The sequence below is a fragment of the Pseudomonas sp. C321 genome (assembly GCF_055407105.1).
On sequence record NZ_JBUZRB010000007.1, the window covers coordinates 74,435 to 98,007 of the forward strand.

23 protein-coding genes and 1 pseudogene are annotated in these 23,573 nt (G+C 59.5%); 20 read left to right on the forward strand and 4 right to left on the reverse strand.

Annotation, left to right across the window (positions count from 1 at the left end):
* Positions 1 to 6: 6 nt before the first annotated feature.
* Together ACZRJ6_RS20345 and ACZRJ6_RS20350 are read left to right on the forward strand one after the other, a co-directional pair.
* Positions 7 to 1,365 carry an NCS2 family permease gene (locus ACZRJ6_RS20345; RefSeq protein WP_463969755.1) on the forward strand — a complete coding sequence of 453 codons (1,359 nt, stop codon included), beginning with the start codon at positions 7 to 9 and terminating at the stop codon, positions 1,363 to 1,365.
* A gap of 63 nt (positions 1,366 to 1,428) precedes the next feature.
* A complete protein-coding gene (locus ACZRJ6_RS20350) occupies positions 1,429 to 2,055 on the forward strand; it encodes a LysE family translocator (RefSeq protein WP_463969754.1) in 627 nt (208 codons plus the stop codon).
* Positions 2,056 to 2,125: 70 nt separating this feature from the next.
* Here ACZRJ6_RS20350 and uraH read toward each other — a convergent pair whose 3' ends face one another.
* Positions 2,126 to 2,479 carry a hydroxyisourate hydrolase gene (gene uraH / locus ACZRJ6_RS20355; RefSeq protein ID WP_463969753.1) on the reverse strand — a complete coding sequence of 118 codons (354 nt, stop codon included), beginning with the start codon at positions 2,477 to 2,479 and terminating at the stop codon, positions 2,126 to 2,128.
* A 174-nt stretch (positions 2,480 to 2,653) separates the two neighbouring features.
* On the opposite strand from uraH, the pseudogene ACZRJ6_RS20360 reads away from it, so the two are divergent.
* The 9 genes and pseudogenes from ACZRJ6_RS20360 to ACZRJ6_RS20400 form a co-directional block, all read left to right on the forward strand.
* Positions 2,654 to 2,743 (forward strand): annotated as a pseudogene (locus tag ACZRJ6_RS20360) (outer membrane lipoprotein carrier protein LolA); the annotation flags it as partial.
* A gap of 207 nt (positions 2,744 to 2,950) precedes the next feature.
* On the forward strand, positions 2,951 to 3,877 hold the full coding sequence (gene puuE, locus ACZRJ6_RS20365; protein WP_463969752.1) for an allantoinase PuuE: 927 nt from the start codon (positions 2,951 to 2,953) through the stop codon (positions 3,875 to 3,877).
* Positions 3,874 to 4,389: a 2-oxo-4-hydroxy-4-carboxy-5-ureidoimidazoline decarboxylase gene (gene uraD / locus ACZRJ6_RS20370; RefSeq protein ID WP_463969751.1), complete on the forward strand. Its 516-nt coding sequence runs from the start codon at positions 3,874 to 3,876 to the stop codon at positions 4,387 to 4,389. The genes puuE and uraD overlap by 4 nt, the downstream gene beginning before the upstream one ends.
* Positions 4,390 to 4,465: 76 nt before the next feature.
* Positions 4,466 to 5,461 carry an allantoicase gene (gene alc, locus ACZRJ6_RS20375; protein ID WP_463969750.1) on the forward strand — a complete coding sequence of 332 codons (996 nt, stop codon included), beginning with the start codon at positions 4,466 to 4,468 and terminating at the stop codon, positions 5,459 to 5,461.
* 84 nt (positions 5,462 to 5,545) lie between these two features.
* Entirely contained in the window at positions 5,546 to 6,049 is a 504-nt protein-coding gene (locus ACZRJ6_RS20380; protein ID WP_149411529.1) for an ureidoglycolate lyase, read from the forward strand.
* A gap of 51 nt (positions 6,050 to 6,100) precedes the next feature.
* The gene (locus ACZRJ6_RS20385; protein ID WP_463969749.1) at positions 6,101 to 7,399 is read left to right on the forward strand and encodes a urate hydroxylase PuuD; all 1,299 of its coding nucleotides are present in this window, start codon (positions 6,101 to 6,103) and stop codon (positions 7,397 to 7,399) included.
* Between the two features lie 188 nt (positions 7,400 to 7,587).
* Positions 7,588 to 8,943 carry a nucleobase:cation symporter-2 family protein gene (locus tag ACZRJ6_RS20390; protein WP_149411527.1) on the forward strand — a complete coding sequence of 452 codons (1,356 nt, stop codon included), beginning with the start codon at positions 7,588 to 7,590 and terminating at the stop codon, positions 8,941 to 8,943.
* Between the two features lie 59 nt (positions 8,944 to 9,002).
* Entirely contained in the window at positions 9,003 to 9,398 is a 396-nt protein-coding gene (locus ACZRJ6_RS20395) for a hypothetical protein (protein ID WP_463969748.1), read from the forward strand.
* Complete coding sequence (locus ACZRJ6_RS20400; protein ID WP_149411525.1) at positions 9,395 to 10,180, forward strand: outer membrane protein OmpK; 786 nt, start codon at positions 9,395 to 9,397, stop codon at positions 10,178 to 10,180. The genes ACZRJ6_RS20395 and ACZRJ6_RS20400 overlap by 4 nt, the downstream gene beginning before the upstream one ends.
* 55 nt (positions 10,181 to 10,235) lie before the next feature.
* Here ACZRJ6_RS20400 and ACZRJ6_RS20405 read toward each other — a convergent pair whose 3' ends face one another.
* Both ACZRJ6_RS20405 and ACZRJ6_RS20410 read right to left on the reverse strand, forming a co-directional pair.
* Positions 10,236 to 11,384, reverse strand: coding sequence for a patatin-like phospholipase family protein (locus ACZRJ6_RS20405; protein WP_463969747.1), 1,149 nt, complete (start codon positions 11,382 to 11,384; stop codon positions 10,236 to 10,238).
* Between the two features lie 32 nt (positions 11,385 to 11,416).
* A complete protein-coding gene (locus ACZRJ6_RS20410; RefSeq protein WP_149411523.1) occupies positions 11,417 to 12,352 on the reverse strand; it encodes a lipid A biosynthesis lauroyl acyltransferase in 936 nt (311 codons plus the stop codon).
* Positions 12,353 to 12,473: 121 nt separating this feature from the next.
* On the opposite strand from ACZRJ6_RS20410, the gene minC reads away from it, so the two are divergent.
* The 8 genes from minC (at position 12,474) to ACZRJ6_RS20450 (ending at position 20,591) form a co-directional block, all read left to right on the forward strand.
* Complete coding sequence (gene minC / locus ACZRJ6_RS20415; RefSeq protein ID WP_463969746.1) at positions 12,474 to 13,211, forward strand: septum site-determining protein MinC; 738 nt, start codon at positions 12,474 to 12,476, stop codon at positions 13,209 to 13,211.
* A gap of 210 nt (positions 13,212 to 13,421) precedes the next feature.
* Positions 13,422 to 14,234, forward strand: coding sequence for a septum site-determining protein MinD (minD, locus tag ACZRJ6_RS20420; RefSeq protein WP_133098984.1), 813 nt, complete (start codon positions 13,422 to 13,424; stop codon positions 14,232 to 14,234).
* Between the two features lie 3 nt (positions 14,235 to 14,237).
* Positions 14,238 to 14,492, forward strand: a complete 255-nt coding sequence (gene minE, locus ACZRJ6_RS20425; RefSeq protein ID WP_003175252.1) for a cell division topological specificity factor MinE — start codon at positions 14,238 to 14,240, stop codon at positions 14,490 to 14,492.
* A gap of 96 nt (positions 14,493 to 14,588) precedes the next feature.
* The gene (locus tag ACZRJ6_RS20430; RefSeq protein ID WP_463969745.1) at positions 14,589 to 15,224 is read left to right on the forward strand and encodes an RluA family pseudouridine synthase; all 636 of its coding nucleotides are present in this window, start codon (positions 14,589 to 14,591) and stop codon (positions 15,222 to 15,224) included.
* 163 nt (positions 15,225 to 15,387) lie between these two features.
* Positions 15,388 to 16,677: a M18 family aminopeptidase gene (locus ACZRJ6_RS20435; protein ID WP_463969744.1), complete on the forward strand. Its 1,290-nt coding sequence runs from the start codon at positions 15,388 to 15,390 to the stop codon at positions 16,675 to 16,677.
* A gap of 107 nt (positions 16,678 to 16,784) precedes the next feature.
* Positions 16,785 to 16,961, forward strand: coding sequence for a hypothetical protein (locus ACZRJ6_RS20440; protein ID WP_178114425.1), 177 nt, complete (start codon positions 16,785 to 16,787; stop codon positions 16,959 to 16,961).
* 73 nt (positions 16,962 to 17,034) lie between these two features.
* Entirely contained in the window at positions 17,035 to 19,194 is a 2,160-nt protein-coding gene (locus ACZRJ6_RS20445; protein WP_463969743.1) for a mechanosensitive ion channel family protein, read from the forward strand.
* Positions 19,195 to 19,244: 50 nt separating this feature from the next.
* Complete coding sequence (locus tag ACZRJ6_RS20450; protein WP_463969742.1) at positions 19,245 to 20,591, forward strand: amidohydrolase; 1,347 nt, start codon at positions 19,245 to 19,247, stop codon at positions 20,589 to 20,591.
* A gap of 719 nt (positions 20,592 to 21,310) precedes the next feature.
* Here the strand turns inward: ACZRJ6_RS20450 and ACZRJ6_RS20455 are convergent.
* Complete coding sequence (locus tag ACZRJ6_RS20455) at positions 21,311 to 22,024, reverse strand: UTRA domain-containing protein (protein WP_133098989.1); 714 nt, start codon at positions 22,022 to 22,024, stop codon at positions 21,311 to 21,313.
* 351 nt (positions 22,025 to 22,375) lie between these two features.
* On the opposite strand from ACZRJ6_RS20455, the gene ACZRJ6_RS20460 reads away from it, so the two are divergent.
* A complete protein-coding gene (locus ACZRJ6_RS20460) occupies positions 22,376 to 23,452 on the forward strand; it encodes an ABC transporter substrate-binding protein (RefSeq protein WP_463969741.1) in 1,077 nt (358 codons plus the stop codon).
* Positions 23,453 to 23,573: the final 121 nt, after the last annotated feature.

Here is a 23,573-nt window from a genome sequence, read left to right on the forward strand (position 1 = left end):
CTCGCTGTGGAAAGCCGCAAATCCGAAGCCCCGCTGAACCTCGCCTCGCCGCACCTCTCTTCCACGAAGCACGGCTGGCTGGAACGCCTGTTCAAACTCAGCTTGCATGGCACCACAGTGAAGACCGAGCTGATCGCCGGCCTCACGACCTTCATCACCATGGCCTACATCATTTTCGTCAACCCCAACATTATGGCCGACGCAGGCATCGATCACGGTGCGGCGTTCGTCGCCACCTGTATCGCCGCTGCCCTGGGTTGCCTGTTGATGGGCCTATACGCCAACTGGCCGGTGGGCCTGGCGCCAGGCATGGGCCTGAATGCATTTTTCACCTACACCGTGGTCGGCACCATGGGCTACACCTGGGAAACCGCGCTGGGAGCAGTGTTCATCTCCGGCGTGTTGTTCATGATCCTGACCCTGTCGCGCATCCGTGAATGGCTGCTCAACAGCATCCCGGTGAGCCTGCGTCACGCCATGGGCGCAGGGGTGGGCCTGTTTCTCGGCGTCATCGGCCTGAAAACCGCTGGCATCATCGTCGAGAGCCCGGCCACCCTGATCAAGCTTGGCTCCCTGCATGAACCTGCCCCACTGCTGGCGGCCATCTGCTTTCTGTTGATCGCGGTGCTCAGCTATCACCGTGTGTTCGGCGCGATCCTGATCAGCATCATCGCCGTGACGCTCGCCGGCTGGGGCCTGGACCTGGTGCAATATAAAGGTATTGTCGCCGCCCCACCGAGCCTGGCGCCGACCTGGATGGCGATGGATGTGATGGGTGTCTTCAATGTCAGCATGATCAGCGTGGTATTCGCCTTTCTGTTTGTACACATGTTCGACACCGCCGGTACGCTGATGGGCGTCGCACAGCGGGCAGGCCTGGTGAATGCGCACGGCAAGATCGAAAACCTATCACGCGCCCTGAAAGCCGACAGTGCCTCCAGCGTGTTCGGCGCCATGGTCGGCGTACCGCCGGTGACCAGCTACGTGGAAAGCGCGGCGGGCGTGGCAGCCGGTGGGCGCACCGGGCTGACGGCGGTGACCGTGGGCGTGCTGTTTATCGCGGCGATGTTTTTTGCTCCGTTGGCTGGCATGATTCCCGCTTACGCCACCGCCGGTGCCTTGATCTATGTGGCGATGCTGATGATGAGCGGCATGGCTCACATCAACTGGGACGACGCTACTGACAGCATTCCGGCAATTGTCACGGCGATCATGATGCCCCTGACCTTTTCCGTTGCCGACGGCATCGCCCTGGGCTTTATCACCTACGTGGTGCTTAAGGCCGGTACCGGTAAACACAAGGAAATTTCCGTCAGCCTGTGGGTTCTTTGCGCGATTTTCATCGCCAAATTTGCGTTCCTGTAGGCCTGCACGCGTGATCCCGCCTCACCCCGTCGGGTGGGGCTTTTGTACGAATGGAGGAATGCAATGAGTCTGGAAACCTGGCTGCTGTTCAGCGGCGCTGCGCTGGTGGTGATTCTAATCCCAGGCCCACTGTCGTTGTTGATGATCAGCAACAGCTTGAACTACGGCCTGCGCCGTTCGTACCCAGCGTTTCTCGGCGGGGTGTTTGCCTCGATCTGCCTGCTGAGCGCTTCGGCCCTGGGCCTGGGCGCCTTGTTGCTGGCCTCGGAGCAACTGTTCAGCGCCCTGAAAATTGTCGGCGCGCTGTACCTGTTCTACCTCGCCTGGCAGAGCTGGCAGCAATCACGCCAACCGGCCCATGGCGCCGAAGTGCCTGAAACCGCGCCGACTCCACGCTTTCGCGCCCTGTTCAGCCGAGCCTTTGTGCTAGGTGCGAGCAACCCCAAGGACATCTTGTTTTTTGCCGCCTTTTTGCCGCAGTTCCTCAGTAGCCAGCAACCGTTTCTACCGCAGTTGCTGATCATGATTGCCACCTGGACTGTTCTGGATCTGCTGTGCAAATTGGCCTACGGCCTGGGTGCCCATGGCGCGGCGCGGTATTTGCGCAGTGGCAAGGGCCAGAGCTGGTTCAACCGGATCAGCGCGGGGTTATTCAGTGGCGCAGGGGCGGCCTCATTATTGAGCCGCTAGCCAAAAAAAAGCCCGCAGTGTGAGCGGGCGAAACCAACGAAGAGCGTGGGGTATGAAGCGAGGTGACGACTCAGCTACCGCGATAGGTCGAATAGCTGTAAGGCGAGATCAGCAAGGGCACGTGGTAATGGTCCTGTTCGGCGCTGACACCGAAACGTAGTACCACCACGTCAAGAAAGGCCGGTTCAGGTAAGTGCACACCACGGGCGCGGTAGTAATCACCGGCGCTGAACTGCAACTGATAGACGCCACTGCGGTAGTCGTCACCTTGCAGCAGCGGTGCGTCGCAACGGCCGTCGTTGTTGGTCAGCGTGCTGGCCACCAACTCCAGTTGCGTGCCTTCGACGCGGTACAGTTCAACCTTGATGGCGCTGCCGGGGCAGCCATGTGCGGCGTCCAAAACGTGTGTGGTCAGTCGTCCCATGGGTCGCGAGCCTTCCGAAGTTGGTGAGAAAAAAGCCGCACCTTTTCAGGGCATGAAATAAGCCGGCGATGCCTAATTAAGACACTTTCTAAAAAAATTGTACACAATAAATTCAACAGGCCAGTTTTATGGCGTGGACATCGTTTCTGTAGGAGCGAGGGGGACGCCTAGTTCTTGCTCGCGAAAATCGTCAACGATGACGCAGCACATTCGGTTTACCGTGGTGCTCTCAGGTTTTTCGCGAGCAAGCTCGCTCCTACAGTGGACGAGTGTTTATTTTGATTTAGCTGTCCAGTCAGGCAGGTTTATTGCAATACCGTACAAGGTAGGCCGTTCGGAAAAAATGCAGAAATTCAGGCTTACAAAGTTGGCGATAAGTTGTATACAATCACTCATCGCTGTGACGCCACTCAGTCTTTTCGCTGCCCGGCCGCCACACCATTGCTACCACGAACAAGAAGGAAGACTGCAGTGAGCGCTGACTATCCACGCGACCTGATCGGTTACGGCAGTAACCCTCCTCACCCTCACTGGCCGGGCAAGGCCCGTATCGCCCTGTCGTTCGTACTCAACTACGAAGAAGGCGGCGAGCGCAATATCTTGCATGGCGACAAAGAGTCGGAAGCTTTCCTCTCGGAAATGGTCTCGGCGCAACCGCTGCAAGGCGAGCGCAACATGAGCATGGAGTCGCTCTACGAATACGGCAGCCGGGCCGGCGTGTGGCGCATCCTCAAACTCTTTAAAGAATTCGATATCCCGCTGACCATCTTCGCCGTGGCCATGGCCGCCCAACGCCATCCGGATGTGATCCGCGCCATGGTCGCCGCAGGCCACGAGATCTGCAGCCACGGCTATCGCTGGATCGACTACCAGCACATGGACGAGGCCCAGGAGCGCGAGCACATGCTCGAAGCTATCCGCATCCTCACCGAACTGACCGGCGAGCGCCCACTGGGCTGGTACACCGGGCGCACCGGCGCCAACACCCGGCGGCTGGTGATGGAGGAAGGCGGTTTCCTCTACGATTGCGACACCTATGACGACGACCTGCCCTACTGGGAACCCAACAACCCGACCGGCAAGCCGCACCTGGTGATCCCCTACACCCTGGACACCAATGACATGCGCTTCACCCAGGTCCAGGGTTTCAACAAGGGCGATGACTTTTTCGAATACCTCAAGGATGCCTTCGATGTGCTGTACGCCGAAGGTAGCGAAGCACCGAAAATGCTCTCCATCGGCCTACATTGCCGCCTGATCGGCCGCCCGGCACGCCTGGCCGCCCTCAAGCGTTTTATCGAATACGCCAAAGGCCATGAGCAGGTGTGGTTCACCCGCCGTGTGGACATTGCCCGCCACTGGCACCAAGCCCATCCTTTTCAGGGAGCGGCCAAATGAGCACCTTCCAGACCTTGAAACCCTCGACCCTGAGCCGCGATGAGTTTGTCGCCGCCTTCGCCGACATCTACGAACATTCGCCATGGGTGGCCGAAAAGGCCTTCGACCTGGGCCAGGACGCATCGATCGATGAGATCGAAACCCTGCACCAGCGCATGAGCGACATCCTGTTGAGCGCTGATCACGAAAGCCAACTGGCCCTGATCAACGCTCACCCGGACCTGGCCGGCAAAGCTGCCGTCCAGGGCCAGCTTACCGCGGCCAGCACTGGAGAACAGGCAGGCGCGGGTATTCACCAATGCTCGAGCAACGAGTTTTCTCGCTTCACCGAGCTGAACGACGCCTACAAGGCCAAGTTCAAGTTTCCCTTCATCATGGCGGTAAAAGGCAGCAACCGGCATCAGATCCTCGCGGCATTCGAAACCCGCATCCACAACTCAACAGACACCGAGTTCAAGTGCGCGCTGGCCGAGATCAACAAGATCGCGTTGTTCCGATTACTGACCCTTTAGCAGACCTGGCCCGAGCGATCAGCGCCCAGGGCCTGGCGAGCATCCCAAGCCACTTAATTTAAGGCAGACAAGAAGAATGAAATCTTACGCCGTACCTTTCGAGAAGTTCGTCAACCTGGCCGACGCCCGTTTGGGCACCAAGATCATCTCGGTGACCGATGACTGGTTCGCTGACGCCAACCGTCTGTTCCAGCCGACCCCGGCCGTGTGGAAGGAGGGCGTTTTCGATGACAACGGCAAGTGGATGGACGGCTGGGAGTCACGCCGCAAGCGCTTCGAAGGCTACGACAGCGCGGTGATCCGCCTGGGCGTGCCGGGTTCGATCAAAGGCGTGGACATCGACACTTCATTCTTCACCGGCAACTACCCGCCGTCGGCCTCGCTGGAAGCGTGCTTCCTGGCCTGCGGCGAGCCGGATGCAAACACCCAGTGGGTTGAAGTGCTGTCGGCTGTTGAGTTGCAGGGCAACAGCCATCACTTCCACGAGATCAGCAACGACCAGGCGTTCAGCCACCTGCGCTTCAATATCTACCCGGATGGCGGCGTGGCACGTCTGCGTGTGTACGGTATTCCGTTTCGCGACTGGTCCGCTGTGGGCGACAACGAACAGGTTGACCTGGCTGCCGCACTTAATGGCGGTCGCGCCCTGGCATGCTCCGATGAACACTTCGGCCGCATGAGCAACATCCTCAACCCAGGCCGTGGCATCAACATGGGCGACGGCTGGGAAACCGCTCGTCGTCGCACACCTGGCAATGACTGGGTGATCGTCGCGTTGGGCCATCCGGGCGAGATCGAAAAAATCGTCGTCGACACCCTGCACTTCAAAGGCAACTACCCGGACACTTGCTCGATCCAGGGCGCGTTCGTCAAGGGCGGCACCGACAGCCAGATCGAAACCCAATCGCTGTTCTGGCGCGAACTGCTGCCGGCGCAGAAACTGGAAATGCATGCCGAACACAGCTTCGCCGAGCAGATCAAGGCACTGGGCCCAATCACTCACATTCGTCTGAATGTGTTCCCGGATGGTGGCGTGAGCCGCTTGCGGGTTCTTGGCAAGGTCGCGAAGTAATGCTGAGTCTGTAGGAGCGAGGGGGACGCCTAGTTCTTGCTCCTACAAAGATCCATCAACAACCAAACAGATTAAGAGACAGCCATGCGCACACTGATGATCGAACCCCTGACCAAAGAAGCCTTCGCCCCTTTCGGAGACGTCATCGAAACCGACGGCAGCGATCACTTCATGATCAACAACGGTTCGACCATGCGTTTCCACCGGCTGGCCGACGTAGAAACGGCCACGCCTGAGGACAAGGCGATCATCAGCATCTTCCGCGCCGATGCGCAGGACATGCCGCTGACCGTGTGCATGCTGGAGCGACATCCGCTGGGCAGCCAGGCTTTCATACCGCTGCTCGGCAATCCCTTTCTGATCGTGGTCGCGCCACTTGGCGATGAACCTGTATCAGGCTTGGTCCGCGCCTTCGTCACCAACGGCAGGCAGGGCATTAATTACCATCGCGGCGTCTGGCACCACCCGGTGCTGACGATCGAAAAGCGGGATGACTTCCTGGTGGTTGATCGCAGTGGCACAGGCAATAACTGCGATGAGCATTTTTTCAAAGAGGATGAGCAGTTGATCCTTGCCCCCCACCAATAAGAGAAGGCCTGATCACCTGACAACAAGGGTGACAAGCGAGAGGTAAAGACTGTGGAAGCACATTTGATGGAATGGCTGAACCTTAGCGTGCGCTGGGTTCACATGATCACTGGCGTCGCCTGGATCGGCGCTTCGTTCTACTTCGTCTGGCTGGAAAACAACCTGAACCGCGTCAACCCCAAGGACGGCCTGTCCGGCGACTTGTGGGCGATCCATGGTGGTGGCATCTATCACCTGGAAAAATACAAACTGGCCCCGCCGACCATGCCGGACAACCTGCACTGGTTCAAATGGGAGGCCTACTTCACCTGGATGTCAGGCGTAGCCTTGCTGTGCGTGGTGTTCTACCTCAACCCGACGCTGTACCTGCTTGCCCCCGGCAGCAGTCTCAGCGGTAGCGAAGGCGTATTGCTGGGCATTGGCTCACTGTTCGCGGGCTGGTTCATCTACTCCTTTCTTTGCGACTCGGCCCTGGGCAAGCGCCCTGCCCTGCTCGGTTTCATCCTGTTCGTGCTATTGATCGGCGCGGCCTACGGCTTCAGCAAAGTGTTCAGCGGTCGCGGTGCGTACCTGCATGTCGGCGCCATCATTGGCACCATCATGGTCGGCAACGTGTTCCGCATCATCATGCCGGCCCAACGGGCGCTGGTGGCGGCGATCGCGGAAAACCGCACCCCTGATCCGTCGCTGCCAGCCAAGGGTTTGCTGCGTTCACGGCACAACAACTACTTCACCTTGCCGGTGCTGTTCATCATGATCAGCAACCACTTCCCGAGCACCTATGGCAGCCAATACAACTGGCTGATCCTGGCCGGGATCGCGGTGGCGGCGGTATTGGTGCGCCACTACTTCAACACCCGCCATAACAGCCAGAAATACGCCTGGACCCTGCCGGTCGGCGCCCTGGCGATGATTTGCCTGGCCTATGTCACCGGCCCCAAGCCGGTGGCGACTGCTCCGGACGTGGCCAAGGCTGCGACCACCATCCAATACCAACCATTGCCGGAAACCGCAGTGGGCGGCGGCGCCAAACCCGCAGCACCCGCAGCACCTGCACCCGCTGCTGATCCAGCACCGGCCCAGGCTTCGACGGACTTCGGCAAGGTGCACAGCGTGATTCAAGAACGTTGCGCCGTGTGCCATTCAGCCAAGCCCACCAGCCCGCTGTTCAGCGCTGCACCAGGCGGGGTGATGTTTGATACGCCGCAGCAGATCCAGCAACAAGCGGCACGGATTCAGGCACAGGCGGTGGCGAGCCAGATCATGCCGCTGGGCAACATTACCCAGATGACCCAGCAGGAACGGGATTTGATTGGCACCTGGATCAATCAAGGAGCCCACGCTAACTAGCTATGTGCACCATCCACTGTAGGAGCGAGCTTGCTCGCGAAGATCGTCAACGATAACGCGCCCATCCTGAATGAACGCGGTGCCCTTGAGTTTTTCGCGAGCAAGCTCGCTCCTACAGAGGTCGCGAACAGCTCCAATGGCAATTGAATACCGAACAACACAAAAATAAAAAAGATCCGAGGTGTTGCATGTCCGAGTTAGCCGAACCGCAGATTCCTGCCGCACCCGCCATGGTGCGGCTCCCCCTGTTGCAACTGATCCTGGTAGGCCTGCAACACGTCCTTCTGATGTACGGCGGCGCGGTGGCAGTGCCCTTGATCATCGGACAAGCCGCGGGCTTGAGTCGTGAAGAAATCGCTTTTCTGATCAACGCCGACCTGCTGGTGGCAGGCATCGCCACCATGGTCCAGTCGTTCGGCATCGGCCCGGTGGGCATCCGCATGCCCGTGATGATGGGCGCCAGTTTCGCCGCCGTCGGCAGCATGGTGGCCATGGCCGGCATGCCCGGCATCGGCCTGCAAGGGATCTTCGGCGCGACGATCGCCGCCGGGTTCTTCGGCATGGTGATTGCGCCGTTCATGTCCAAGGTGGTGCGTTTCTTCCCTCCTCTGGTGACGGGCACAGTCATCACAGCCATCGGCTTATCCCTGTTTCCGGTCGCTGTGAACTGGGCCGGTGGCGGTGCTGCTGCGGTGCAATTCGGCTCGCCGATTTACCTGGCGATTGCCGCGTTGGTGCTGGTTACCATCCTGCTGATCAACCGTTTCATGCACGGGTTTTGGGTCAATATCTCGGTGCTGATCGGCATGGCCGTGGGTTACGGGCTGTGCGGGATGATTGGCATGGTCGACCTCAGCGGCATGGCCCAGGCGCCGTGGCTGCAAGTGGTGACGCCGCTGCATTTCGGCATGCCGAAATTCGAGTTGGCACCAATCCTGTCAATGTGCCTGGTGGTGGTGATTATCTTCGTTGAGTCCACCGGGATGTTCCTCGCCCTGGGCAAGATCACCGACCAGGAAGTCACGCCAAAGATGCTGCGGCGCGGACTGCTGTGTGATGCCGGCGCATCGTTTTTTGCCGGGTTCTTCAACACCTTTACCCACTCCTCTTTCGCGCAAAACATCGGCCTGGTGCAGATGACCGGTGTGCGCTGCCGTTCGGTGACGATCGTCGCCGGGGGCTTTTTGATCGTCCTCAGTCTGTTGCCAAAGGCGGCGTACCTGGTGGCATCGATTCCACCTGCCGTACTCGGTGGTGCATCCATCGCCATGTTCGGCATGGTGGCGGCCACCGGGATCAAAATTCTCCAGGAAGCCGACATCGCCGACCGGCGCAACCAGTTGCTGGTAGCCGTGAGCATCGGCATGGGCTTGATTCCGGTGGTGCGTGCGGAGTTCTTCGCGCAATTGCCGCTGTGGATGAGCCCGATTACCCACAGTGGCATCGCCATGGCCACCATCAGTGCGTTGTCGCTGAACCTGTTGTTCAACATCCTGGGCGGAGCCGAACGGGCTGCGGCCTCTGAACATGTCCACCAGCATTGATTTAGAAAACAGCTCACCCGGCGTCACAACAACAATAAGAACGATCAGGGAGCAAGACCATGCACGCCATTCACCCAGGGCCGGCCTCACGCCGTGCCCTATTCTCGCCCCACGCGCTCTGTAACGGCGCACTTGAGCCAAGGCACGGTAGCCAGTATTCTCCGCGCCTGCTCAAGTCAACTCAAAAAAAAACAGCGAATGTAAAAGCTGACTACAAGGCCAACTTATCCCGGCCCCATGTCCGCAGCCAAAGCGTGCAAAAAACCTCTGAATTCGACTGCGTTTATCGCAGCCGACGGGGTTTTATTGGCTTTTTAAACACCTTGGCGCAGCTCTTGCTAAAAGCATTAAAGCTGACCGAACAGACGATTTTTGCAGCACCCAAAAAAACGCCAAACCAGAGCGTTTTGCCTAGAAAAAAAACACAAAACTTTAACTCGGGAGCAACCGAATGAAACGCACCGTCAATAGCCTGATGCTGGCAGGGTCCCTGCTGGCCGGGGGCCAGGCACTTGCTGGCGATCTGCTGCAGTGGCAGAACAACAGCCTGACCTATCTGTGGGGCAAAAACTTCACCGTTAACCCGCAGATCCAGCAAACCGTCACTTTCGAGCATGCCGATGCCTGGAAGTACGGTGACAACTTCTTCTTCCTCGACCGTATTTTTTATAACGGCAAGGAAGACGGCAACGTCGGCCCCAGCACTTACTACGGCGAGTTCAGCCCACGCCTGTCGTTTGGCAAGATTTTCGACACCGACCTGTCATTCGGGCCGATCAAGGATGTGCTGTTGGCGTTTACTTACGAGTTCGGCGAAGGCGACAACGAGTCCTACTTGCTGGGCCCGGGTTTCGACCTGGCGATCCCTGGTTTCGACTACTTCCAGTTGAACTTCTACCAGCGCCAGACCGAAGGCAATCGCCCGGGTGACGGCATCTGGCAGATCACCCCGGCATGGGCCTACACCATCCCGGTGGGCAATTCCAACGTGCTGATCGATGGCTTTATCGACTGGGTCGTGGACAACGACAAGAACGCCCGCGGAACTTACCACGCCAACCTGCACATCAACCCGCAGATCAAATATGACCTGGGCAAGGCGATGAGCTGGGGCGAAAAGCAGCTGTATGTCGGTGTTGAATACGACTACTGGAAGAACAAGTACGGAATCCAGGATTCAGGCGCGTTCGAGACCAATCAGGACACGGCGAGTCTGTTGGTCAAGTATCACTTCTAAACATAATCCCGCTTTACCCCACTGTAGGAGCGAGCTTGCTCGCTCCTACAGAAGGTCAGGACAGGCCCAGAAACCGCTGCAACTCCTCGCGTTTGGCCAACGCATCCCGCCTTCCCAACTCAATCAACTCGCTGCAATACCCCGCCTCGAACAGCAAGTAACTGAGCACCCCCGCCCCGCTGGTCTTGGTTGCCCCCGGCCCACGCAAAAACAGGCGCAACGCTGCCGGCAATTCCTGGCGATGACGGGCGGCGATTTCATCGATGGGCTGGCTCGGCGCGATCACCAGCACTTCCACCGGCGACAGACCGTGGATGGCGCTGTCAGCGGGTTGCAGATGGCTGAAATGGTTCAAGCGTTCCAGTAATTCAATATCGCTTTCCAGGCTGTCGATGAACGTGCTGTTGAGCATGTGCCCGCCGATCTGCGCCAGGGTCGGTTCCTGACCGGTGTAACTGCGCTGCAAGGGATTTTGCGGGTCAGGGCTACGCGGGTTGCCGCTGACGCCCACGACCAGCACCCGAGTCGCCCCCAGGTGCAGCGCCGGGCTGATCGGCGCCGACTGGCGCACCGCGCCATCACCGAAATATTCCTGATCGAGCTTGACCGGCGCAAACAGCAACGGGATGGCCGAACTGGCCAACAGGTGTTCAACGGTCAATTGGGTGGGCAGGCCGATGCGTCGATGACGCAGCCAGGCATCGATGGCGCCGCCGCTCTGATAGAAAGTCACGGCCTGCCCCGATTCGTAACCGAAGGCGGTCACCGCAACAGCGTGCAGTTGCTTGTGACGGATGGCGTGGTCGATGCCTTCCAGTTGCAGCTTGTTGAGCAGCAGATCCCGCAGCGGGGAGCTGTCGAGCAGCGCCACCGGCACCTGCGCCCCCAGGCCCAACAGGCTGTGCGTGACGAATCGGCTCGCCTGGCGGATCACCCCAGGCCAGTCGCTGCGCAGTACCTGATGGCTGCGAAAGCCCTGCCAGAACGCGGTCAACCGCTCGACGGCGGCGGTGAAGTCCATGGCACCGCTGGCCAGGCTGACCGCATTGATCGCCCCCGCCGACGTGCCAACAATCACCGGAAATGGATTGGCTGCACCCGGCGGCAGCAGTTCGGCAATCGCCGCCAGCACCCCTACTTGATAGGCCGCTCGCGCTCCGCCGCCGGAAAGAATCAAGCCTGTGACCGGTTCCGCTGAACGCATTGCATCACTCCATGGTGCTTAAGGGCTACGAATCAACGGCGGCGTTTTTCGTACAGTTTCGGTTCGCCCGGTGGCCGGCTCTTGAAGCGGCGGTGGGTCCACAGGTATTGCTCGGGGCATTCGCGCACGGAGGCTTCAACCCACTGATTGATGCGCAGGCAGTCGATTTCGTCGGTTTCACCAGGGAAGTCGGTCAACGGTGGATGGATCACCAGTCGGTAACCGCTGCCATCAGCCAGGCGTTCCTGGGTAAAGGGCACCACCAAGGCCTTGCCCAGACGGGCGAACTTGCTGGTGGCAGTGACCGTCGCCGCCTGAACGCCGAACAACGGCACAAAGATGCTTTGCTTGGCGCCATAGTCCTGGTCCGGTGCATACCAGATCGCTCGGCCGGCCCGCAGCAGCTTGAGCATGCCGCGCACGTCTTCACGCTCCACGGCCAGGGAATCGAGGTTATGCCGCTCGCGGCCACGGCGCTGGACGAAGTCGAACAACGGGTTGCCGTGTTCGCGGTACATGCCATCAATGGTGTGCTTCTGCCCCAGCAAGGCGGCGCCGATTTCCAGGGTAGTGAAATGCAGGGCCATCAGAATAACGCCCTTGCCTTCAAGCTGGGCCTGCTTGAGGTGTTCCAGGCCTTCGACATGGGCCAGGCGCGCCAGGCGCGGCTTGGGCCACCACCAGCTCATGGCCATCTCGAAGAAGGCGATGCCGGTGGAAGCAAAGTTTTCCTTGAGCAAATGTTTACGCTCTTTGGCGGACTTTTCCGGGAAACACAGCTCCAGGTTTCGCGCGGCAATACGCCGACGCTCACCGGCCACCCGGTACATCCCCGCACCCAGGACGCGGCCAATCCCCAATAAAACCCGATACGGCAACTGCACGATCAGCCACAGCAGACCGAGTCCCAGCCATAACAGCCAAAAACGCGGGTGAAAAAATACAGCTCGAAAACGCGGGCGATCCATTACAGATTCCGGTAAAGACAAGGGCCGCGCATTCTACAACGGTTCGACCCGGCTTGCGGCTTGCGGATGTTCTCGTTATAAGTCTCGACACTTTTCGTGACAAGCCGCTTTAATGCCGACCATGAGCCAAACCGACCCGCTAGACCAAGATCCCGTGTTCCAGCTCAAAGGCAGCATGCTCGCCATTACCGTGCTGGAACTGGCCCGTAATGACCTTGACGCCCTGGACCGCCAGCTCGCTGCCAAGGTCGCCCTGGCGCCGAACTTCTTCAACAACGCCCCACTGGTGCTGGCCCTGGACAAACTGCCAGCCGGCCAGGGTGCGGTTGACCTGCCTGGATTGATGCGTGTGTGCCGCCAACATGGCCTGCGCACCCTGGCCATTCGTGCCAACCGTATTGAAGATATTGCAGCGGCCATCGCCATTGAACTGCCAGTACTGCCACCGTCCGGTGCCCGCGAGCGCCCGATCGACCCGCGGGAAGGCGATGTGAAGAAAAAACCGGAAAAGCCACCGGAGCCGATGATCAAGCCTACAAAAATCATCACCTCCCCCGTACGCGGCGGGCAGCAAATTTACGCCCAGGGCGGCGACCTGGTGGTGATCGCCCCGGTCAGTCCCGGGGCGGAACTTCTCGCCGATGGCAACATCCATGTATACGGCCCCATGCGCGGTCGCGCACTGGCCGGCATCAAGGGTGACACCAAGGCCCGTATTTTTTGCCAGCAATTGACCGCTGAGCTAGTGTCCATCGCAGGCCAGTACAAGGTTTCAGAAGATTTGCGCCGTGATCCGCTGTGGGGGGCCGGGGTACAAATCAGCCTGTCGGGTGATGTGTTGAACATCATTCGTCTTTAACGGATACTGCCGCATTTTCCAAGCATCTCTAAACTCTGATAGCACAGCGAAAACGGCAAAACTTGAGTAGGAATAATCAGCAGGTGGCGTTTCCTTCCGGTAAACCGCACCTTTTTCAGCTTATTCCTACACAGGCTGTCCGCCTGCAGCGGGTTTCAAGAGATGTTTTTCAGGGGCTAGAAAGTCCTTTTTCCTTAGGGGTGAAACACCTTGGCCAAGATTCTCGTGGTTACATCCGGCAAGGGTGGTGTGGGTAAGACCACCACCAGCGCCGCTATCGGTACCGGCCTCGCTCTGCGCGGCCACAAGACAGTCATCGTCGACTTCGACGTCGGCTTGCGTAACCTCGACCTGATCATGGGCTGCGAACGCCGTGTGGTGTACGACTTCGTCAATGTCGTCAACGGCGAAGCGACCCTGAGCCAGGCCCTGATCAAGGACAAGCGCCTTGAGAACCTGTATGTACTGGCCGCCAGCCAGACCCGGGACAAGGAAGCGCTGACCAAGGAAGGCGTGGAAAAAGTCCTGATGGATCTCAAGGAAACCTTTGAGTACGTGGTCTGCGACTCCCCGGCCGGCATCGAGACCGGTGCTCACCTGGCGATGTACTTCGCCGATGAAGCCATCGTCGTGACCAACCCGGAAGTGTCTTCGGTACGTGACTCGGACCGCATGCTGGGCCTGTTGGCCAGCAAATCCCGCCGTGCCGAGAAAGGCGAAGAGCCAATCAAGGAACACTTGCTGCTGACCCGCTACAACCCGGAGCGTGTGAGCAAAGGCGAAATGCTTGGCGTTGAAGACGTCAAGGACATCCTGGCAGTGACCCTGCTGGGCGTCATTCCAGAATCCCAGGCAGTGCTCAAGGCCTCCAACCAGGGCGTCCCGGTGATTCTCGATGACCAGAGCGACGCCGGCCAGGCGTACAGCGATGCCGTCGATCGTTTGCTGGGCAAGACCGTGGAACATCGCTTCCTCGATGTACAGAAGAAGGGATTCTTCGAGCGTATTTTTGGAGGCAACTAAACAATGAAATTTCTTGACTTCTTTCGTGCCAATAAAAAGCCAAGCACCGCGTCGGTAGCGAAAGAGCGTCTACAGATCATCGTGGCGCACGAACGCGGCCAACGCAGCACGCCGGATTACCTGCCAGCCTTGCAGAAGGAACTGGTAGAGGTGATTCGCAAGTACGTCAATATCGGCAACGATGATGTGCATGTCGCTCTGGAAAACGACGGCAGCTGCTCGATTCTGGAACTCAATATCACCCTGCCTGATCGTTGATCGAAAAGGCGGTCGCCACGGCGGCTCGGGCACTTTTACCCCATGCGGGGTCGAGGTGGCCGAGCCGCCGTTGGCGTTTGTTACGAGGCTGTTTTAATGCCGTTGTCCAATATCCATATCCTTCACCAGGACGCCGCTGTCCTGGTAGTGAACAAGCCTACCCTGTTGCTGTCCGTGCCCGGCCGGGCCGACGATAACAAGGACTGCCTGATCACCCGCCTGCAGGAAAACGGCTACCCCGAAGCCCGCATCGTCCATCGCCTGGACTGGGAAACCTCGGGAATCATCCTCCTGGCGCGGGATGCCGACACCCACCGTGAACTGTCTCGCCAGTTCCACGACCGCGAAACTGAAAAGGCCTACACCGCGCTGTGCTGGGGCCAGCCGGAACTGGACAGCGGCAGCATCGACCTGCCGCTGCGCTACGACCCGCCGACCAAGCCCCGGCATGTGGTGGACCACGAGTTCGGCAAGAACGCCCTGACCTTCTGGAAAGTCCTGGAGCGTTGCGGGGACTGGTGCCGGGTTGAACTGACGCCGATTACCGGGCGCTCGCATCAATTGCGGGTGCACATGCTGTCCATCGGGCATCCATTGCTCGGCGATGGCTTGTACGCCCATGAGCAGGCGCTGGCTGCGTGGCCGCGCCTGTGCCTGCATGCAAGCATGTTGAGTTTTACCCATCCGCAAAGCGGCGAGCGCTTGCGCTTTGAGTGCCCTGCACCGTTCTAAAGGGTAAATACGGTTACCTGAGCGAGGGGGACGCCTAGTTCTTGCTCGCGCAAATCCAGAATACCCGCGTTATCGTTGGTGATTTTCGCGAGCAAGCTCGCTCCTACAATGAATCGGCTGGGCCAATACGGTAAACTCGCGCCATTGCTGTCTGGAGCTACTTATGCGCGAAGCGTTGAACCAAGGCCTGATCGACTTCCTCAAGGCCTCCCCTACCCCCTTTCATGCCACTGCCGCCCTCGCCCAGCGCCTGGAAGCAGCTGGTTTCCAGCGTCTTGATGAGCGCGAAACCTGGACCACCGAGGCCAATGGTCGCTACTACGTGACCCGCAACGACTCCTCAATCATCGCCTTCAAGCTTGGCCGCCATTCACCCCTGCAAGACGGCATCCGCCTGGTTGGCGCCCACACCGACAGCCCGTGCCTGCGAGTCAAGCCACAACCGGAGTTGCAACGCCAGGGCTTCTGGCAGTTGGGCGTGGAAGTCTACGGCGGCGCGCTGCTGGCTCCGTGGTTCGACCGCGACCTGTCCCTGGCCGGCCGCGTCACCTTCCGCCGGGACGGCAAGGTCGAAAGCCAACTGATCGACTTCAAGCTGCCTATCGCCATCATCCCCAACCTGGCCATTCACCTGAACCGTGAAGCCAACCAGGGCTGGGCGATCAATGCCCAGACCGAGTTGCCGCCAATCCTCGCGCAGTTTGCCGGTGACGAGCGCGTGGACTTTCGCGCCGTGCTCACCGACCAACTGGCCCGCGAGCATGGCCTGAACGCCGACGTGGTCCTCGACTATGAGCTGAGTTTCTACGACACCCAAAGCGCGGCTGTGATCGGCCTGCACGGCGACTTTATTGCCGGCGCGCGGCTGGACAACCTGCTGTCGTGCTACGCCGGCCTGCAAGCCTTGTTGACTGCCGAAACCGAAGAAACCTGCGTATTGGTGTGCAACGACCACGAAGAAGTTGGCTCTTGCTCCGCCTGCGGTGCCGACGGCCCGATGCTGGAACAGACCCTGCGTCGCCTGCTGCCCGAAGGTGATGAATTCGTACGCACCATCCAGAAGTCGCTGCTGGTTTCCGTCGACAACGCCCACGGCGTACACCCCAACTACGCCGACAAGCACGACGCCAACCATGGCCCAAAACTCAACGCTGGCCCGGTAATCAAGGTCAACAGCAACCAGCGCTACGCCACCAACAGCGAGACCGCCGGGTTCTTCCGCCACTTGTGCATGGCCGAAGAAGTACCGGTGCAAAGCTTTGTGGTGCGCAGCGATATGGGCTGCGGCTCAACCATCGGCCCGATCACTGCCAGTCACCTGGGCGTGCGCACCGTGGACATCGGCCTGCCAACCTTTGCCATGCACTCGATTCGTGAGTTGTGCGGCAGCCATGATTTGGCGCACCTGGTGAAAGTGTTGAGCGCGTTTTACGCGAGTCGCGATTTGCCGTGATCGGATGATGAGGGAGCTTGCTCCCTCCTTTCTGACTCACATCAACCCCACTTCCCACAAACCCGCCTAGACTTATCTGCATCCCTCTTCGACAAGGCCGTCGCCCGATGATCACTATGCAAGCCTTCCACGCCATGCTTATCCCTATCCTCACGGGCATGATCCTGCTAGCCGTCGGCTTCAACTTCCGCGACAAGAATGTCGGTGTGTTTGGCATGTGGGTCGGCATGCTGCTGATCCTCGGCACCGTGGTTTACAAGATCCTCGCCAAACTCGCCGAATAAACAAATGCACTCGCATTGGGCATAGCCGCCTCGTACACTCGGTCAATCTGTCGTTTTCAAGGTTGACCGCCTCGTGCTTGCCCGTCTGTTTACCCTGCCGTACTGCCTGCTTCTTTGCCTGCTGACCCTGTTGCCCATGGCCCCAGCCCAGGCCGTCGGTTTACCGGGCATTCTGGGCAGCACCACTAAAACCCAGCCGCAGGCCGATGTGCCGCTGGGGCAGTCCCTGGACGAAGTCATCAAGACCCTGGAAAACGACCAGCAGCGCACCAAGCTGCTGAGCGATCTGAAGAAGCTGCGCGAGACCACAAAAAAAGCTCAACCCGCCGTCGAGCAAGGCGTGCTCGGCCTTATTGGCGGTACCCTGGCGAGCCTTGAGCAACAGTTCTCCGGTGCCAACAGCCCGCTGAGCCGCTGGTCCAGCGAGGTTGACCAGGCCAAGGATGAACTGGCCGCGCTGATGCTGCCGACCAGTGAGTGGCTGCCGATTATCTTTGGCTTTGCCATGATTCTGATGCTCTGGAGCCTGCTGGCAGCCGCGCTGATCTGGCTCAGCTCTCGGGTGCGGATGCGCTTCGGCCTTACCGAAGAACTGCCGCAACACCCCAAAACCTGGGACATACTGCGCTTTGCCCTGCGCAAACTAGGTCCGTGGCTGATCGCCTTGGTGATCACCGTTTACCTGAGCTACGCGCTGCCGTCGTCCCTGGGCAAATCCCTGGCGATGGTGCTGGCCTACGCCCTGGTGGTGGGCACCTGTTTCTCGGCGATCTGCGTAGTAGCGTTTTCCGTACTGGATGGCCCACACCGCCGTCGGGCACTGTACATCCTGCGCCACCAGGCCTTTCGCCCGCTGTGGCTGATCGGCAGCTTTGCTGCCTTCGGCGAAGCCCTTAGCGACCCGCGCCTGACCGACAGCCTGGGTGCGCACCTGGCCCACACCGCTGCGACCATCGCCAATGTAATGGCCGCGCTGTCCACCGGCGTGTTCATCCTGCGCTTTCGCCGCCCCATCGCCCACCTGATCCGCAACCAGCCACTGTCCCGGCGCCTGACCCGCCGCGCCCTGAGCGACACCCTCTCAATCATCGGCACCTTCTGGTACCTGCCCGCGCTGCTACTGGTAGGCATCTCGCTGTTTGCCACCTTCGTCTCCGCGGGCGACACCAGTACCGCTCTGCGCCAATCCTTGCTCTGCACGGTGTTGCTGGTGCTGTGCATGGTGATCAACGGCTTGGTGCGCCGTCATTCTCTCAAGCCGCAGCGCGGGCACAAACGCCACGCGCTGTATTCCGAGCGCCTGAAAAGCTTCGTCTACACCCTCGTCCATCTGCTGGTGTGGCTGGTGTTTATCGAACTGGGCCTGCGGGTCTGGGGGTTGTCGCTGATTCGCTTTACCGAAGGCGATGGCCATGAAGTCAGCGTCAAGCTGTTCGGTCTCGCCGGCACGCTGCTGTTCGCCTGGCTGATCTGGATCCTCAGCGACACCGCGATCCACCACGCCCTGACCCATTCGCGCAAAGGCCTGGCCAACGCCCGTGCGCAAACCATGATGCCGTTGATTCGTAACGTGCTGTTCGTGACGATCTTTATCATTGCTGCCATCGTCGCATTGGCGAACATGGGCATGAACGTCACGCCGCTGCTCGCCGGTGCCGGCGTGATCGGCCTGGCCATCGGTTTCGGCGCGCAGTCCCTGGTGGCGGACTTGATCACCGGCCTGTTCATCATCATCGAAGACTCCCTGGCCATTGATGACTACGTCGACGTCGGCGGCCACCTCGGCACCGTCGAAGGCCTGACTATCCGCACCGTGCGCCTGCGGGATATCGACGGCATTGTCCACACCATCCCGTTCAGTGAAATCAAAAGCATCAAGAACTACTCCCGTGAGTTCGGCTACGCGATCTTCCGGGTGGCCATTCCCTACAACATGGAAATCGACGACGCCATCAAGCTGATGCGCGATGTTGGCCAGAAAATGCGCAACGATCCGCTGCAGCGCCGCAACATCTGGTCGCCACTGGAGATCCAGGGGGTGGAAAGTTTCGAGTCCGGCAGCGCGATTCTTCGCGCACGCTTCAAGACCGCGCCCATCAAGCAGTGGGAAGTGTCGCGGGCATTCAACCTGTCCCTCAAGCGGCACCTGGACGAAGCCGGGCTGGACCTGGCGACACCGCGCTTGAGTGTGCAGGTGGTGACGGCGGCGGGTGGTGCCCAGGAGAAAGAGTAAGCGCTACCAGACGGCCGCGGACCCACAACAATAATCATGGAGAAGTCCCTATGCGATTAACCGGTTTTAGACATCAATGGGTATTAGGCCTGCTCTGTGGCGTCGCCAGCAGTGCGGTGATTGCCGCCAGCAGCGACCAGGACAGCGCCCGGGAAGAAATCGCCGCCCAGGCGAAAATTCTCGAGCCGGCCCTGCTGGAAACCCGGCGCGACATCCACGCCCATCCCGAACTGGGCAACACCGAAAAACGCACCGCCGAGCTTGTGGCCAAGCAACTGCGGGAGATGGGGTTGGAAGCAAAAACCGGCGTCGCCCGCACCGGCGTGGTCGCCATCCTCAAAGGCGCCCTGCCCGGCCCGACCGTCGCCCTGCGCGCCGACATGGACGCGCTGCCAGTCAAGGAAGTCTCCGACCTGCCCTTCGCCTCGAAAGCCAAAGGCGTGTACCTGGACAAGGAGGTCGACGTAATGCACGCCTGTGGCCACGACGCCCACACCGCGATCTTGCTGAGCACGGCGAAAATTCTCACTGGCATGCGCGACCGCCTGCCCGGCACCGTGGTGTTCTACTTCCAGCCTGCTGAAGAAGGTCCGAGCGACTTCATCCCCGACGGCAAAAACACCTGGGGCGCGAAGATGATGGTGCAAGAAGGCGTGATGAAATCACCCAAGCCAGACGCGGTGTTCGGCCTGCATGTGTGGGCAGGCGTTCCCGCCGGTCGCATCGCCTATCGCCCGGGCCCGACCCTGGCCAGCTCTGACGACCTGCGCATCAAGATCCTCGGCAAACAGACCCACGCCGGACGACCATGGGACGGTATCGACCCGATCACCGTGGGCGCGCAAACCATTGTCGGCCTGCAAACGGTGGTCAGCCGGCGTACCGATATTTCTTCGTTTCCGTCGGTGGTGAGCATCGGCACGATCAATGGCGGCACCCGCTATAACATCATCCCCGAGTCCGTGGAGATGAGCGGCACCATTCGTTCCTACGACTATGGCATCCGCCAGAAACTGCATGCGGATGTGCGCCAGACCGTGGAGAAGATTGCTGAAAGTGGCGGCGCCAAGGCTGAGGTGACGATCATTGAGAAGTACGATCCGACCATCAACAACCCGGCACTGACGGAGAAGATGCTGCCGAGCCTGCGTTGGGCGGCCAACGGTGATGTGGTCCAGGGGCCGCTGGTAGGCGGGGCCGAGGACTTTTCCTTTTATGCCAAGGAGGCGCCGGGGTTGTTTGTGTTCCTCGGGGTGACACCGCGGGATCAGGATATGAGCAAGGCGGCGCCAAATCATAATCCGGGGTTCTTTGTGGATGAGTCGGCGCTGGTGGTGGGGGTGAGGACGCTGGCTTCGTTGGCTACGGATTATTTGTATGAGAATGCGCGGCCTTGAGGGGTGGGGGATTTTGCGGGGACATATCCGTTGCTGCGGTAACGGCGGCTTAGGGTTACGCCCTTACGGCGTGTCACTTTGCAAAAGCGGCAAAGTAACCAAAGCGCTCTTGCCCCACCACTTGGTGCCTCGCTTAGGCTCGGCATGCCTTCACTCCGGCATTGCTCCGTGGGCCGCCGCGATGGGCCATCCTTGGCCCAGCGCGGCTAAACCGGCGTCCTGCCGGTTTACCCACGGCTCAATACCTGCGTTCAGCCATCGTGGTTAACGGGGCGCCTAAGATCAAAAGCAAAAGCACGGCGGCCTGGTAGCCGACCTGAGTGGTGAGAAGCAAGAGCAGATCCCATGCCCACTGCCCACTGTAGGAGCGAGCTTGCTCCGGGCGGCGTTCCGACGATGGTCGTTAACGATGACGCTGGTTTCCTGAATCACCGCGGCGCCCTCAGGTTCTTCGCGAGCAAGAACTAGGCGTCCCTCGCTCCTACAGAAAAGCAGATGGCGCTGGCTCTTAATCTGCCTACCCATAAAACCGGAGTGAGGGCACGCCGAGCCTAGGCGAGGCACCGATAGGTAGGGTAGCAGCGCTTTGGCTACTTTCGTCAGGGCCGGCACTCCGGTTTTTCGAAAGTGACACGCCGTAAGGCCGTAACCCTAGGTGGCCGTTACCGCAGCAACGGATATGTATCCCCCCCGGAAGACCGCAAACTCCAGGCCAGCGCTCAGACCACATCTACCCCAACATGAATCGCATCATGGCGCCAAAATTCAAGGTCACAGTCGATCAACCGCTCATGCTGATCGTAATTGACCCGAGCAATCCGCAATCCCGGACTCCCAACAGACACCCGTAAAGCCGCCGCAGCTTCAACCTGCAAAGACGTGGGAACAATCTCAAACCGCACCCGCCCGTAGTGCAAGTCATAATCGCGCGCATACAACTCAGTCATCGACTCATTCAAATCACACTCCAGAATCCCCGGAAAATATTGCGGATTAAGGTAGTGCTCGACATACAAGACCAACCGCCCATCAATCCTGCGCCCCCGGCAAATCTGAATCACGCTGGACAACGCCGGCAGCTGCAACCACGCACACACCGCCGCCGAAGCCGGTTGCAGGCGCGCCGAAATCACTTCAGTGGAAGGCACCCGGCCCTGGGCGCTGACCATGGCGTGAAAGTGACTACGCTGCATCAGGTTGTACGCAAGCCTGGGCGGCGAGACGAACCAGCCCCGGCGCTCCTCGCGATAAATCTGCCCCTGGGCCTCAAGTTGTAACAAGGCTTCCCGCACGGTAATCCGGGTGGTACCAAACAACTCGCTGAGTTTGCGCTCGGCGGGCAGTTTGCTGGCGGGCGGTAGCAGGCCGTGGTCGATCTGCTCTTGCAGCGCCAGGCCAATGGTCGTCACCGCTTTGGTTGCCTCATCACGCATCAACGTTACCTATCTGGACTAGACCAGCACTGTCTGGGTGCAAAAAACATCCCTGAAATTCGTCACTTTCACTGCGAGCAAGCCTAGGCATTGCACATGACCGACAGATGACAGCGCCTTGCGACGCTCTTCCACAAGACCTGCAAGACATCGGCCAAGTCCAAGGCTTACGGGCACTTGGGCATGGTCTACGCTTACCCGGAAACCGCCTGTACAGGGCAGCAAAAAACGACACCGACATGAAACTGTCATCCATCGGGCCTAAATTGGCTCAGGTATTGCTGACCTAGACCAACACAACCGCAAACGTCGATAAAAACGCAGCGTTGAAAACGCCCAAAGGAGCTTCGGATGAAACAGCTTTTCCTGGCATCACTGTTAGGCTCGACCATTGCCATGTGCACCGCCGCCATGGCTGCTGATACCGATTTGAAAACCCTTGAAGCCGCCGCGAGAGCGGAAGGTGCAATCAACAGCGTCGGCATGCCCGATGACTGGGCCAACTGGAAGGGCACCTGGGAAGACCTGGCCAAGACCTACGGCCTCAAGCACATCGACACCGACATGAGTTCGGCCCAGGAAGTTGCCAAATTTGCTGCGGAAAAAGACAACGCCAGCGCCGACATCGGCGACGTCGGTGCGGCCTTCGGTCCGATTGCGGTGAAACAAGGCGTCACCCAACCGTACAAGCCGAGCACCTGGGACAAGGTTCCGGATTGGGCGAAAGACAAGGACGGCAACTGGGCTCTGGCCTACACCGGCACCATCGCTTTCATTGTTAATAAAAAACTGCTGCACGGCTCCGACGTACCCACACGCTGGGCCGACCTGAAGACCGGCAAATACAAGGTCTCCATCGGTGATGTGAGCACTGCGGCCCAGGCTGCCAACGGCGTACTGGCAGCAGCCATCGCCCTCAAAGGCGACGAAAAGAACATCCAGCCGGCTCTGCTGATGTTTGCCGATATCGCCAAGCAAGGTCGCCTGTCGCTGGCCAACCCGACCATCGCCACCATGGAAAAAGGTGAAGTGGAAGTGGGCGTGGTCTGGGACTTCAACGGCCTGAGCTACAAGGCCAAGATGGCCAACCCGGATGACTACGTGGTGCTGATCCCTTCCGATGGTTCGGTGAAATCGGGCTACACCACCATCATCAACAAATACGCCAAACACCCGAACGCCGCCAAGCTGACCCGCGAATACATTTTCAGCGATGCCGGCCAACTCAATCTGGCGCGCGGTAACGCCCGCCCGATTCGTGCTGAAACGGACCTGAAACTGCCTGCCGACATTGCCAAGAACCTGATCCCTTCCGAGCAATACACCGCCGCCAATCCACAACCGATCAAGGATGCCGACGCTTGGGAGAAAACCTCCAAGGCACTGCCACAGAAATGGCAGGAAGAAGTCATCATCAATATGCAATAAGGCTTCAGGCCCACTGAAACCTAAAAGAGGAGCGCGGTCAGTGTGGGAGCAGGTTTGCCTGCTCCCACATCTTTGATCCGGTTCCTGCAGCCAAACCGAATCAAGTCCATTTGTCGCGGAG